The organism is Ohtaekwangia sp., from assembly GCF_036568665.1.
Taxonomy (GTDB): domain Bacteria; phylum Bacteroidota; class Bacteroidia; order Cytophagales; family Cyclobacteriaceae; genus Ohtaekwangia.
This window is the reverse complement of record NZ_DATCSD010000064.1, coordinates 1-14,060: the sequence shown is the minus strand read 5'-3', so window position 1 is coordinate 14,060 and position 14,060 is coordinate 1. Positions and strand designations below refer to the sequence as shown.

Sequence of the window (14,060 nt, the reverse complement as noted above, 5' to 3'; positions counted from 1 at the left end):
CTGCTTTGCTTTAGGATGCTAATTTTAGTTCTTGATAAATTTATAGTATCGCACCGTATCGTGCGTACGCGCGCGTAAAATGAAAACACCGGTAGGGAAGCTGCTTACATCGCATTGTGTTTTCCATCCGGCATCGAGCGTGTGCAACTGCTGGTATACCATTCGGCCGCTTACATCGCGAATGTCGAGGCGGATCTGCCGATCATCCGGTAAAATAAATTTATCATCTTCCGATAGACTCACCGTTAACCGGTCTGTCACCGGGTTTGGATATATAGCGTTGGCATTGCCGGAAAATATAGCGGATGCTTCGGCTGTAGCAACGCGTGCTGCGTAACCTTCGGTGTAGCTGCCGCACGTTACAGCATCAACATCAAAACCATTGGAGGTTTCATTGAATGCATTGGTGTTTGTGGGCAGGCATGAAACCGGTGAAAGTATTTTTGCGTGGCGATCGGTTTTGTCAACGATCTTGATATAGCGGCACCAGGCAATTTTACCGGACAGGTCGAATGCATGATCGATGGGTTCATTGCAATATTGTGATGAACCGGTAAATCCCAACGAAACCCACTGCGAACCATTCTGCGATGCGAATACCTCTGCACGTTCAGGATGACTCGAGAAGGAAGGATCGCCATACGAAGTTTCATGTACGATGAGATCATTACCTGCCTGATCGCTCAGGTTGCTGCTGAGTTGCAATACAATGAACCCGCTATAGCCCAATGAAAAATATTTCGGTTGTGGACTGGGGGTATCATTGGCATCCGGTTCGCCCAGCGCCTGCGTTGCGTCACTATAGATAGCGGGTATAGCAAAGCCATCTTTCTGCAGACCCTGGTGATAGGAAATTACTGTAGCAGCCACCACACATGCCGGAGGATTGCAAAGTTCAGAGGAAGCTCCGCGCACCAGCGTTTTTATACCGGTGATGCCATCATCCCATGTGATCTTGATCGAATTTGGATTAATGATGTTTGGCGTTGAGAATAATGTATACCCGGGGTTTGCTACCAGTGATCCATGATAGTTGGTGGCATAGAGTAATTCCCAATCTATAAAAACACTAACATCGTTGGGGTTATATATAGTCCAGCGGCGGGTGGCTATACTATCGGCACACTGTGGTGTGAGGATAAGGGGTTTGGGAGCTGCGGCATTTTTTACTTGTACTGTATAGGTCTGCTCAGTGCCTGCACAATTGTTTCCGAGATACGCCCGTATTGTAAAAGTATATATACCCGGTGTAGTTGGCTGGCCGGTTAAGTAGGCATCATAATCGGTATATCCGGTGCCGGCTTGTAGTGTTAGCCCGGAAGGAAGTGTACCATCAGTAACTACATACGTCATAGGTGCTCCGAAATTCTGGTAAGAGGGTGATCGAAAACCTTCATTCACGGATTGGCCTACCGTGAAGATTGGTAACTCCGTTGGATCGAATCCGCTGCCATCGAGACAATGCCATGTGTTGGAAATGGTAAGTGTATCGCTGCATCCGAGAGAAGATTGTGCTGCTATCTTCATACTGAATGTACCGGCTTCCATCACCGCTCCGTTCAGATCCGCACAAGGTATATCGGAAGTTAATGTATAGCCGGGCAACAGACTAACAGCAGTATATTGAACAGGATCCGGACCGCTCACGCTGCAGATATTGTAATATTCGGGTATACCAGCAATACCATAGGTGTTCTCTGCATAAACAACACCTATATGGAAGTTACTGCAATCAACACTATCTTCTATCACCAATGTATAGTGCTGGTCAACCACAGCACAAGTGCCGAGGGAGGCGCGCAGCGTAAAAGTATATGCACCAGCAGTGGTAGGTATACCTCGCAGGCGTGCCTCCATGTATAGCGTGTCGGTTAACGTAAGGCCTGGCGGAAGCGTACCTTCTGCTATAGCAAAGTGAAAAGGTATACCCAGCGAAAACGGTGTATACTCAATGTAGAATCGTTGATTATAGGAATGGCTAACGGCACCTTCCGGGAGGTTGGGCAGATAAGGGGCTATGCGTTCCAGTGTGGTGCATTGATAATTGTTGGTGATCGTAAGTGTATCGCGACAACCGGTAGATGCTGTTGCTGCTATAATTATACTTTGCGGACCGGTTTCAACAGCAGCTCCCCATACTTCGATACATGGATTTCCCGGAGTATAGTTCTGAATGGAATAACCGTTCGGCAGCCCAAGCACCGTATAGGCGATGGAATCTTCCTGGCTATTTACTGAGCAAATACCGTAGTACTCTTGTTCACCAACAATAGCATGACCGGATTCTCCGTAGATAGCATCAATATTAAAATCAGCGCACAGATCATTTTCATCTACAATCATTGTATATTCTTGCTCGATGGTTGTACACATGGCTCCGAGTCTTGCACGCATGGTAAAGGTATAGGTGCCGGGCGTAGCAGGAGTGCCCACGAGGTTAACATCATACGCTCCGGTGCCTGTTTCATCCAGTGTAAGTCCGGGGGGTAATGCTCCGCTAACAATGTCGAATTGAAAGGGTACAGCAATTTCATACGATGCGATCTCCGCTGCAAAATGTCCGCTATACGGCTCACCAACCTTGGCGTGCGCTGCCAACAGGTCTGCAGCAAGCGGATACATATCATAAACTTTTACGCATCCCCAGTGATGCGTCATGGTAAGTGTATCGCGACAACCATTGGGTACCGATGCAGCAATGGAAATGCTATAGGTGCCCGTATCGGTGGGCGGCCCCCATGCTTCAATACAACTATTCGCAAGATGTGTTGTGAAGTTGGGCGGCAGGCTCAGCTCAGTATAGGAAACAGAGTCAAATGGTTCCTGCAGACAGATACCAACATATTCGGTTACACCAACCAGGTGAAAGCCACTTTCGCCATACGGTGCATAGAGTTTAAAATTACTGCACGGTCGGTTCCACGAAACGTTAATGGTATATTCTCGCAACACAGTCGGGCACTCAGGCCCACCGTTGGCGCCAATAGCAAATGTATAGTTGCCCGCTGTTGTAAATATACCGGAGAGTATATCTCCATCCAGTGCAAGGCCGGGCGGGAGATCGCCATATTCCAGATTATAAAGCGCGTTATCGTAATATACTCCGTTGCTCATGGCGCGGAATTGTTCTTGCAGATTATCACCGACAAACGCTGTCGGGGGTAGCGGTCCCACAATAGAATCATAAATAACCGAGCAGCCGGGTTCTCCGGGTTGTGCCATGCCTGGTAAACTAAAGAGACATAGCGCGAAGGCCAGTAACGTGAATAGAGATTTTTTCATACATCATTGGGGGTTTATTAGTTAACAGTTGTCCGTTATTCGTTAGTAGTTAATCGTTAACAGTTGTCTGTTAATCGTTAATCAGGTAATAGCATCTCCGAAGCTATATTTACAAATCACTACACCCAGCTCCGGAGACGCCCACTATAAATCTTCCAATCTTCTAATTTTTCAATCTTCTAATCTTCCAATCTTCTAATCTTAATCTACTCTTTAACAAACTTATAATATCCTGCTCCGCTGACTCCGCGCACGTGCACTATATACATACCTGAGCGAAACAATGATACATCGCACTGTGTAGTGCTTGCATTCAGCGTATGTGTTTTTTGATACAGTGCCGTGCCGCTTACATCACGGATATATACTTCTATGGATTTATCACGGGCAAATTTTTCGCGAGAGAGGTCGATCGTGAGCCAGTCTTTTGCCGGGTTAGGATATAGTATATAGGTACTCTGCGATGTTGTTTCCACAGCTTCCTGGCGTGCGAAGGTTGCACCTTGCGCACAGGTTACTGCATCGAGGTCGAAGCCGTCTGAGTAATAATTAAAAGCAGCTATACCCGTAGGCTGACATGTAAGTGGTGTTAGTATTTTCGCATTGCGATCGGTCTTGTCAACTATTTTTACGTATCGACACCAATCTGTTTTACCAGCAAGGTCAAAAGAATGATCAAGGAATTCATTGCAATTTTGTGGTGATCCGGTGTATCCCAGAGAGATCCATTGAGTTCCGTTCTTCGATACAAATACTTCTGCACGTTCTGGATTGCTGGAGTAGTGTGGATTGGAATATGATGTCTCAACTATTTTCAGGTCAAGTCCGGCTTGATCATATAGTCGGCTGCTAAGTTCCAATACAATAAAACCATTATAGCCGAGTATAAATGATCTTGCAGGATTATCATCAATATAGTCATTCGCATCCGGTTCACCGAGGGCAGCGTTGGCATCGCTATTCTCTGGTCGTATTACCGGGTTGCCATCTTTTCCCAAGCCCTGGTGGTAGGATACTACGCTTGCTGCAACGATACAGGTTGGAGGACTGCAATACGTTGATGAAGCACCTCGTACTACACTGCGTGCTATATAATTCTCATCGCGCCAGGTAATACGAACACTGTTCGGATTGGCTGCATTTTTTGTCTTGAAGAAAGTATTGCCCGGAGGTGCTATCAACGAGCGACTGTCATGTTCGAAATATACGGTCTCCCAGGTAAAGGGGACATTGAAGTTGTTAGGATTATATACCCGCCACGACCGTGTCTCAATATCCTGAATACACTCAGGCGAGAGGCTTAGCGATTTGATGATTTGATGTGGAAGTACCTGTAACGTAAAAGTTTTACTGGATGGCGGGCAATCACCAAAGGATGCAGCTATAGTAAATGTATAGTTACCTGTGGCTGTGGGTGTACCCCGCAGGTGAGCCGTTGCGTCAGTACTATCGTATAGCGCCAGGCCGGGGGGAAGTGTGCCGCCTGTTACTGTGAAGTGTGCACCATAGAGCTTAGTATAGAACGGGCCGACTGCCAGCTGTTGATTATAAAATGTCTGCTTCATAGCAACCGGGAGCTGAGGAGATGCAGGTCGTATCGAATCGGCAGGCGAGCAGGTATATATACGAGGAAAGCGTACGGTATCCTGACAACCTCCAGCGGCTGTTACCGCTATAGCAATGTTTTGATAGCCGGTTAACTTTGAATATCCGGCTATGTGTATACATCGGCTACCATCGGCATATATAGCAAATCCGGGGGGAGCTTCTGCTAAGGAGAATTGCAGAGAATCCCATCCATCAATGGTTACACATGTTCTGAATGACTCTTTTGATCCTACGTAACCGTATGAACCACCGGGTATATCTTCCCTGTAGGGAGGAGTAAATTTCAGGGCATTGCAAGGAAGTGTGTCATATATACTCATGGTATAATCATGCTGCACAATTATGCAACTGTTGCCGAGTTGTGCTCCAAGGGTAAAGTGATATATACCCGCGGTGGTAGGAGTACCTTTCAGATGAGAGTTGTATGGATAGGAAGTTTCATTCTCGAAATATAGCCCCGGGGGAAGAGATGTTCCGTTAATCGCTTTGATTATGACCGGTAGTTCAAGAGAGTGTGGGGTGAATCCTATATTAAATCCTCTGTCAATAGGCTTACCTACAACAGCCGGTAATTTTGCCAACTGATAAGGTTGCGGATATAAAGAGTCCATGGGGATACAGCCCCAGTTGTGTACAAAGGTAACAGTGTCTTTGCAACCACTGGGAACCGATGCCATTACCGATATAGTAAAGGTACCTGTATCAGTGGGTGGTCCCCATACTTCAGGACAAGAAACAGGGCTGTACTGTTTCAGCGTGAAATTGGGAGGCAGACTTAATACTGTATACTGGATGGAGTCCCATGGGGCAGTAGTACAGATACCAAAGTATTCAAACACACCTACAAGATGAAAGCCTGATTCTCCATAGGGAGTCTCCAGCTTAAATTGATCGCATGGTAAATTCCAGACAACGTCTACGGTATATTGTTTTTCAAATATAGGGCATCCCGGAGCGGACATCACACCAATAGTGAAGGTGTAGGTACCAGCCTTGGTGATTGATCCTAGAAAGCGATTTTCAGAAATGATGAGTCCGGGAGGCAATGCACCGGCCGTTACGGTAAAGATTGGCTCGTCATAGTATGGTGTGCCATTGCTCCATGCCGTGAATGATTCGAAGTAACTTTGTGATCCTGCAATTCCTTGTTCAAAAGACTCGGGCGAGATCTTGTCAAATGTAACGCAACTCTGCGCATGCGCAGCAACCGGAAGCAAACAGCATAGCACAATGGCCAGCAGTGTGGACAATGATTTGTTCATACAGGGTGATTTGTGAACTGAATAAAAAAATTAGGGCAAACGATAACTTTACCGGCCTGAGATACCGGCAAGCAGCATGATATCAATCACAACTTGGAAGGGTGTAGGAAAAAACTTTTTTGTGGAGCCTGGTGGATTGATCAATTAATGCAACAAACCTATTGACAGTGATGTGTACGATCAGTATGATCGTGCTTCGTGTACGAAGAACAACTGCTTCCACTTGTCGAAGACAGTTCGTAACAATTTTGCAGAGAAAGGTGTTGTGAGGGTAGCGAAGGAATAGCGAAGCCCGCAGGCCCGTAACATGCGTACCAGAGTTTTCATAATGAGGGGGTTTTATAAAGTGAACCGAACTTACTCAAAACCATTACCATTGACAATGAGTTGCTGATATTTTTTCGAGCGTAACGAAAACATTAACAGTAACTTATTGGTTGGTTAACCATGCTCATAATGTTACCGTATAAGGGCATCGTTCAAGTATAGTATGACGCTGGCTTTATGCCTGATCAGGGTACACGAGCCGGCAAAAAATATAGTTTTTAGAGAGACCTCAATGCGTTAATTTTACAGCAAAATATTTTTGTGAATCAGTCAATAGCGTCCGTAAAACAGTATTGTAACAGCCTTGTTCAATACAGTCGCAGAAAAACCGTGGAAGTGAAGATCGGTGATGTGCCAATGGGTGGCGATAATCCGATCCGTATACAATCTATGACTACGATCGATACCATGGATACACTCGGCTCGGTAGAGCAAACTATCCGTATGGTTGAAGCCGGTTGTGAGTACGTGCGGATCACTGCGCCCAGCATGAAGGAAGCGCAAAACCTGGAGGCTATAAAAAAAGAACTTCGCGTTCGCGGCTATACTGTGCCATTGGTTGCCGATATACATTTTACTCCCAACGCTGCCGAGCTTGCTGCACGCCTTGTAGAGAAAGTGCGCATCAACCCGGGTAACTATGCCGACAAGAAACGCTTTGAAACGATAGACTATACAGAAGCTGCTTATCAGGCAGAGCTGCAACGCATCCGCGATAAATTTCTTCCGCTGATCCGCATCTGTAAAGAGTACGGTACGGCTATGCGCATTGGTACCAACCACGGTTCATTGAGCGATCGTATTATGAGTCGCTATGGCGATAGCCCGGTGGGCATGGTAGAATCTGCGCTGGAGTTTTTACGCATCTGCGAAGACGAAGGCTATTATAATATAGTATTGTCTATGAAGTCCAGCAACCCGCAGGTAATGGTACAGGCGTATCGCCTGCTCGTGCAGAAGCTGGATGAAGAAGGATTGAAACCCTATCCGTTGCACCTCGGTGTAACCGAAGCTGGCGAAGGTGAAGATGGTCGTATAAAATCATCCGTTGGTATAGGTACCTTGCTGGAAGATGGTCTGGGTGATACCATACGTGTGTCGCTTACCGAGGAGCCGGAAGCCGAAGTGCCGGTAGCCTATACGTTGGCCAGGCGTTACGATGATCGTGCAGGCCATGCACCTATTCCGGCTATGGATCATTACCCGATCACTCCGTTCGAATACAATCGCAGAATAACACGCGATGTGCTCAACATGGGTGGCAGCGAACACCAGGTGCCGCGCGTTATTGCAGACTTTTCGGCAAAAGAAAAAATTACCGCAGCATCGTTCTTCGCACTCGGCTATCAATACTCTGTTCCGCTGGATAAGTGGAACATCGGTGATATGGCCTGCGACTATATATTTCTGGGGGATCGCACGATCGATTTTGAAATACCAGGAACGTTGGGGCTGATCTACCATCATGCAACCTGGCTAACGCAGCGCAGCAAAGACAGAACCTATCCTTTTATACGAGCTGAACAATATATAGCAGGCGTAGAGCAATCAGGTAAAGCAAACTTTATTTATGCTACACTACAGGATGTTACCGATACACTCATTGCAAAACTGAAAGTTGATAAGACTGCTGTATTGTTTATTGATACCAATAACAAACACGGCATGGCAGAACAGCGAAGACTGTTTGTAGAGTTGATCAACCAGGGATGCGATGTGCCGGTTATTATCGGCAGAGCGTATGCTGATCTTTCGGTTGAACAACTTCAGCTATATGCTGCTACTGATTTAGGCGGATTGCTGGTAGATGGTTTGGGCGATGGTATATTTATATCGGCTGTAAATTGTGGTCCTGATAAAATCATTAACGAAACAGCATTCAATATCCTGCAGGCTACACGCACGCGTATCTCCAAAACAGAATATATATCGTGTCCTTCCTGCGGTCGTACGTTGTTCGATCTGCAAGAGACTACCGCGAAGATTCGCTTACGCACCAGTCATTTGAAAGGAGTTAAGATTGGTATTATGGGATGCATTGTGAATGGTCCGGGAGAAATGGCCGATGCTGATTATGGTTATGTTGGTTCCGGCCCGGGAAGAATTACCTTGTATAAAGGGAAAGAAGTGGTTCGTAAAAATGTACCCACAGCGCAGGCAGTAGATGAACTGGTAAATTTGATCCGTGAGCATGGCGACTGGATTGAGCTTGCGCCTGCAGGGGAGTAGTAACTAAAAATGAATTTGGCTATGGAAGAGATAAAGAAAGAAGCTGCACCACAGCAGCAACCGAAAAAAGGAGGATGGAAAGAATTTTTCAGTTTAGGAGAAGTAGGCAACTACTTTTTCAGAAAGAAAGATCCGTCACGCCCCAACAACATCAACATCCGTATGATGCATGGTGTGAACAAGATCTCCATCATCATCTTCCTGGCAGGTGTGTTGTTCCTGATCTTCAAGCTCGTTATCAAACCACGTTTATAGGTGGATATCGAAAGCTACCGGAATTACTGCCTCGCCAAGAAAGGCGTTACCGAAGAGTTTCCCTTCGGAGAAACCACGCTGGTATATAAAGTGATGGGCAAGATGTTTGCCCTGGCTGATGTAGAATTATTTGAAAGTATAAATCTGAAAGTAGACCCGGAGCAGGGCGTAGCGTTGCGAGAGAAATATACGGCTGTGCAACCGGGCTATCACATGAATAAAAAACACTGGATCACGGTGTTGATGGACGGCTCTGTTCCTGATAAACTGGTGCGTGAGTGGATTGATGATTCATATCAACTGGTAGTTTCCGGTCTCACCAAAAAACAGCAAGCCGAGTGGCAATCGCTATAGTATATCTGGCAGCATCCGTTGAAATTTCGTATTATTCGTTTTCAATACAAAGACCATGCTGCTCCGACCCCTCTTTATCTTTATTGCTATATTTGGCAGTGCCCTGCTGGCTCTAGCCCAGCCCGAACGTGTGCATGAAGATTTCAATAGTAATGCTGCCCTTTGGGAACTTGAGAATGACAACCTAAAAGAGATCGCTATCCGTGGTGGCAATCTGCAACTGCAGAGTAAAACAGGCGAGAATGTTTTTGCGAGCCACGATTACCCTGTTGATCCTGAAAAGGACTTCTATATTGAGAGTAGCATTCACAAAGTGGCAGGCGATAGCGCCACGTACGGTATATATCTGGCCGATACCCGAAAGACAAAGAACAACCGCTGGTATTATTATCTTGTATCACCTGATGGCCGGTTGGTCTTTTGCGAGAACAGCACGGAAGATACCGAGTATATATACTATCAACAAGAGGCACCGGTTGTAAAGCCACTGCAGTCAGCCAATAAATTTGGTATTGAGAAAAAAGGTGCCGTTACCAATTTCTATTTCAACGGGCAGCGTATGTTCTCACTTCCCAACGTGCGCTTCTGGGGAAACTTTATCGGTTATGCTCTCTATGGTAAAGGAACGTTGCAGGTTGATCAACTTACGGTGAAGCAAAACTTTCATCTGAGTCTTGTGCCGAACGCTGCAACGGCAAAATATACCAGGAAAAATCTTGGAGTCAATGTAAACACAAAGGGTGATGACATCATGCCTGTAATAAGTGCTGATGGCCGCACGCTATATTATGCCGTGGAAGATGATGCTGCTAACATTGAAGTAGCCGGTAACTCCGACATCTGGTATACCACGCGTAATGAGGACGGCACCTGGTCGCGAAGAAAAAATATAGGTTTGCCGGTCAATACGCGCGAAGCAGATTTTGTGATCAACGCTACACCCGATAACAATTCTCTTCTTACCAATGGTATATATAGAACTGAACAAGGCAGGCTGAATAAATATGAAGGTCTTTCCATGACGCATCGCACAAAGAGTGGCTGGAGTATACCGGAAACCATTACCATTGAAAATTACTATAACTATGCCACGGAAGTTTCCTTTGCTTTATCACCCGACCGGCAAGTGATTATCTCTTCCATTGAGCGTGATATTACGTATGGCGGTACTGATCTGTACGTGTCGTTTCTGCAGCCCGATGGTACGTGGTCAGTGCCGGAGAACATGGGCTCTGTCATAAACACGTATGGAAAAGATATAACCCCCACGATAGCAGCGGATGGTAAAACACTATATTATTCAACCAACGGAAAGCCCGGCTATGGCAGCAACGATATATTTGTAACCAAGCGGTTGGATGATACCTGGAAGAACTGGTCGGAGCCGTTGAATCTCGGCCCATCGGTTAACACCATCAACTGGGATGCATACTATAGCGTGCCTGCATCCGGAGATATAGCCTATATCGTTTCCAACGATCAGAGTTTGGGCGGGGCTGATATATATAGCATCAGCATTGTAAAAGAGGCACAGCCCGACCCGGTGGTAATTGTGCAGGGAAAAGTATTTAATAAGTCTACCAATCAACCGATAGGAGCAACCATCATCTATCACGATCTGAGTGATGGTAAAGATATAGGCACCGCGCAGTCCAATCCGCAGGACGGAAGTTACAAGATTGTGCTGCCCTATAGCAAGGCATACGGATTTCTGGCGGAGAAAGAACAATTTCTTGCCGAGAGTAATAATATCGATCTGATCGAAGCGAAGCCTTACCAGGAAATACAACGGGACCTCTACCTGATGCCGATTGAAGTAGGCAAGACGATTATACTGAACAATGTATTCTTTGTTCGCAGTAAACCTGACCTGATGCCCGAGAGTTACCCGGAAATGGAGCGCCTGGTAAAAATCCTGGTGGATAACCCTGCTATACATATTGAGCTAGCCGGCCACACAGATAACGTAGGCAACGCGGCCCTGAACAAAGAGCTATCCGAGAAGAGAGTAGAGACCATTAAGAATTACCTGGTAAGTAAAGGTATTGCGGCCAGTCGCATTACCGGTAAAGGGTATGGCGGCACGCGCCCGATCGCCAGCAACAGCACCGAAGATACCAAGAAGCTGAACAGGCGCGTAGAGTTCACCATTATCAGGTAAGGTATATTTCAGGGTGAGAGCACAAAGTGTCTTGCTAACTATATTGGTGATTACTGTGATTGCCGTTGGTATAATATAGATACAACCCGATTGCACACGGTTATGGCAATCAAAATATAGGTGACCGGATAAAGTATATTTTCATTTGATTCAAATCATAATGTTGTGTTGCACAGCAAAGTGCCATCATTCTATAGCCGAGTGTATATCTGACATGTTTGACATCGTTTTGTGTGATCATCTATATATCTGATAATTTTAACCCCTATTTATAGACATTTAATACCCTGATCAAACATCCGATACCCTATCTTTTAACGTTTGGTGAACCAGCATGGAGTAATTACCAGGTAATTTCACACAATCGATTTAATATATGGCTGAATTGATTGCTTGTACTACCATACAAGCAAACCAGTAATCTTTATGAAACAAACATCTGCAACCAATGTTGTCTGGCAATTCTTTGCCTCACCTCCAGCAAGAGCTGGCTCATTTATACTTGTATGCCTGCTGCTCAGCACTATATATACTGCGCAGGCACAGTATACCTGGAACAATGTAGCGATTGGCGGTGGTGGTTTTGTATCGTCTGTTATTACCAGTAAAAGTGAGCGTAATCTCTTTTATGCGCGCACCGATGTAGGAGGCGCCTATCGTTGGGATGCTACCAATAGTAAATGGATACCACTACTGGACTGGGCATCTGAAAACGAGATGGGGTATATGGGAGTTGAGTCCTTGGCGATTGATCCGAAAGCTCCCAATAAATTATATATACTGGCAGGTATATCGTATTTCAACAACGGAAATTCGGCTATACTTCGTTCTGATGATTATGGTAAAACATTCGCTGTTACCAACGTTACCCTGCAGTTTAAAGCGCATGGCAACGGTATGGGTCGACAGTCGGGAGAGAAACTGGTGGTCGATCCGAATCTTACTGCTACATTGTTTTGTGGCACGCGCTGGAATGGCTTGTTCAAGAGTATAGATTCAGGCGTAAGCTGGAGTCGTGTGTCATCGCTCAATGTAACCACTACACCGAATGAAAATGGTATCAGCTTCGTAGTGTTGGATCCTTCCAGCAGCACCAGCGGCACAGCCACGAAAACATTGATCGTTGGTGTATCACAAACGGGAACCAATCTATATCGCAGCAACGATGGCGGACAAACTTTCATGGCTATTACGGGTGCGCCTACGGCTTTTATGCCACAACGTGCTGCACTGGCAAGTGATGGCAACCTGTATATTACCTACGGCAACGGAGCGGGTCCGCATGGTCATTGGTCGATACCAGAGCCCATGGACAACGGGCAAATATGGAAGTATAATGTTAAGACCGGTGTGTGGGCCAATGTAACACCCACGGGCTATGCGCGCGCCTTTGGTGGTATATCGGTTGATCCTGCCAATGCCAGCCGACTGGTGGCAACAACAATCAACACCTATATGCAACAAGGCACAGCGTATGGTGATAGAATTTTTCTGAGTACCAATGGTGGTGCAAGCTGGACGGACGTTATAGCGCGTGGCTTTACACTCAACAACAATGGTATACCGTGGATTGATAATCACGCTATACATTGGGCAGGCTGTGTCGAGTTTGATCCGTTCGATACCCGTAAGGTTTGGGTAACATCCGGCAATGGTATATTTGCAACGGATGATATAGACGCCACCACCAACGTATGGAAATTTCAGGCGCAAGGACTGGAAGAGACTGTGCCCTTGGATCTGATCAGCATTCCCAACAATGGCCCGGTTATTTCAGTGATTGGCGATTATGATGGATTTCGTCATACCAACGTTGCGCAATATAGTCCGATGCATTCGCCACAAACCGGAACCACTACGGGGCTCGCCTGTGCCAGCCTCAACACAAATATACTCTTGCGTGTGGGTAACAATATGTATTACTCTACCAACATGGGGCAATCGTGGACCGAATGTACCAGGAATGGTAACAAAGGATATGTAGCGATCAGTGCTGATGGTAATACATTTTTACATTGCCCGGAATCTTCTTCTGCTACCTATCGCTCAGTGAACAGAGGAGCTTCGTGGACAGTGGTGAATGGTCTTTCGATCAGTGATGTACAACCGGTAGCTGATGCTGTAAATGCCAGCAAGTTCTATGTATATAACAGCAGCACGGGTACGATGATGATCAGTACCGATGGGGGAGTCTCATTCTCGTCAACGGGTTCTCCGGGGAGTGGTGGTTCAAGAGTTATTCGTACTACTCCCGGCAAGGAAGGACATCTTTGGGTGGCACTTAATAACAGCGGATTGATGCGCTCGACCAACTCCGGACAATCATTCTCAAAGATCAGTAATGTTACTTACTGCGGAGCGGTAGGACTTGGTAAAGAAGCACCGGGCAAAACCTACCCTACACTCTATATATGGGGAACTGTTAATAGTGTGTTGGGAATTCACCGCTCGATCGATGAAGGTGCAAGCTGGGTACGTGTGAATAATAATGAACATGAATACGGAGGCCCTGCCAACGGCCAATTTGTAGTGGGCGATATGAATGTATACGGCAGAGTATATATGAGCACAGCCGGCCGGGG

At 46.1% G+C, this 14,060-nt stretch carries 8 protein-coding genes; 5 read left to right on the top strand and 3 right to left on the bottom strand.

Annotated elements, in window-relative coordinates:
* Positions 1 to 24 precede the first annotated feature (24 nt).
* The 3 genes from VIN08_RS03620 to VIN08_RS03610 form a co-directional block, all read right to left on the bottom strand.
* Positions 25 to 3,282, bottom strand: coding sequence for a putative Ig domain-containing protein (locus VIN08_RS03620; protein WP_331960367.1), 3,258 nt, complete (start codon positions 3,280 to 3,282; stop codon positions 25 to 27).
* A 206-nt stretch (positions 3,283 to 3,488) separates the two neighbouring features.
* Complete coding sequence (locus VIN08_RS03615; protein WP_331960364.1) at positions 3,489 to 6,152, bottom strand: putative Ig domain-containing protein; 2,664 nt, start codon at positions 6,150 to 6,152, stop codon at positions 3,489 to 3,491.
* A gap of 180 nt (positions 6,153 to 6,332) precedes the next feature.
* Positions 6,333 to 6,479 (bottom strand): hypothetical protein, encoded by a 147-nt coding sequence (locus VIN08_RS03610; protein WP_331960361.1) that lies wholly within the window; start codon positions 6,477 to 6,479, stop codon positions 6,333 to 6,335.
* 261 nt (positions 6,480 to 6,740) lie between these two features.
* Here VIN08_RS03610 and ispG point away from each other — a divergent pair, with 261 nt between their 5' ends.
* The 5 genes from ispG to VIN08_RS03585 all read left to right on the top strand — a co-directional run.
* Complete coding sequence (gene ispG, locus VIN08_RS03605; protein ID WP_331960358.1) at positions 6,741 to 8,708, top strand: (E)-4-hydroxy-3-methylbut-2-enyl-diphosphate synthase; 1,968 nt, start codon at positions 6,741 to 6,743, stop codon at positions 8,706 to 8,708.
* A 21-nt stretch (positions 8,709 to 8,729) separates the two neighbouring features.
* Entirely contained in the window at positions 8,730 to 8,963 is a 234-nt protein-coding gene (locus VIN08_RS03600) for a DUF6728 family protein (RefSeq protein ID WP_331960355.1), read from the top strand.
* On the top strand, positions 8,964 to 9,317 hold the full coding sequence (locus VIN08_RS03595) for an MmcQ/YjbR family DNA-binding protein (RefSeq protein WP_331960352.1): 354 nt from the start codon (positions 8,964 to 8,966) through the stop codon (positions 9,315 to 9,317).
* 55 nt (positions 9,318 to 9,372) lie between these two features.
* On the top strand, positions 9,373 to 11,478 hold the full coding sequence (locus tag VIN08_RS03590) for an OmpA family protein (RefSeq protein ID WP_331960349.1): 2,106 nt from the start codon (positions 9,373 to 9,375) through the stop codon (positions 11,476 to 11,478).
* A gap of 426 nt (positions 11,479 to 11,904) precedes the next feature.
* Positions 11,905 to 14,060, top strand: a 2,156-nt coding sequence (locus VIN08_RS03585; protein WP_331960346.1) for a hypothetical protein, incomplete at its 3' end; no start/stop codon positions are given.

What these genes read in the sequence shown, in the direction of transcription:
- VIN08_RS03620 (WP_331960367.1), bottom strand. Translation starts at nt 3,282, where the DNA reads ATGAAAAAATCTCTATTCACGTTACTGGCCTTCGCGCTATGTCTCTTT.
- VIN08_RS03615 (WP_331960364.1), bottom strand. Translation starts at nt 6,152, where the DNA reads ATGAACAAATCATTGTCCACACTGCTGGCCATTGTGCTATGCTGTTTG.
- VIN08_RS03610 (WP_331960361.1), bottom strand. Translation starts at nt 6,479, where the DNA reads ATGAAAACTCTGGTACGCATGTTACGGGCCTGCGGGCTTCGCTATTCC.
- VIN08_RS03600 (WP_331960355.1), top strand. Translation starts at nt 8,730, where the DNA reads ATGGAAGAGATAAAGAAAGAAGCTGCACCACAGCAGCAACCGAAAAAA.
- VIN08_RS03590 (WP_331960349.1), top strand. Translation starts at nt 9,373, where the DNA reads ATGCTGCTCCGACCCCTCTTTATCTTTATTGCTATATTTGGCAGTGCC.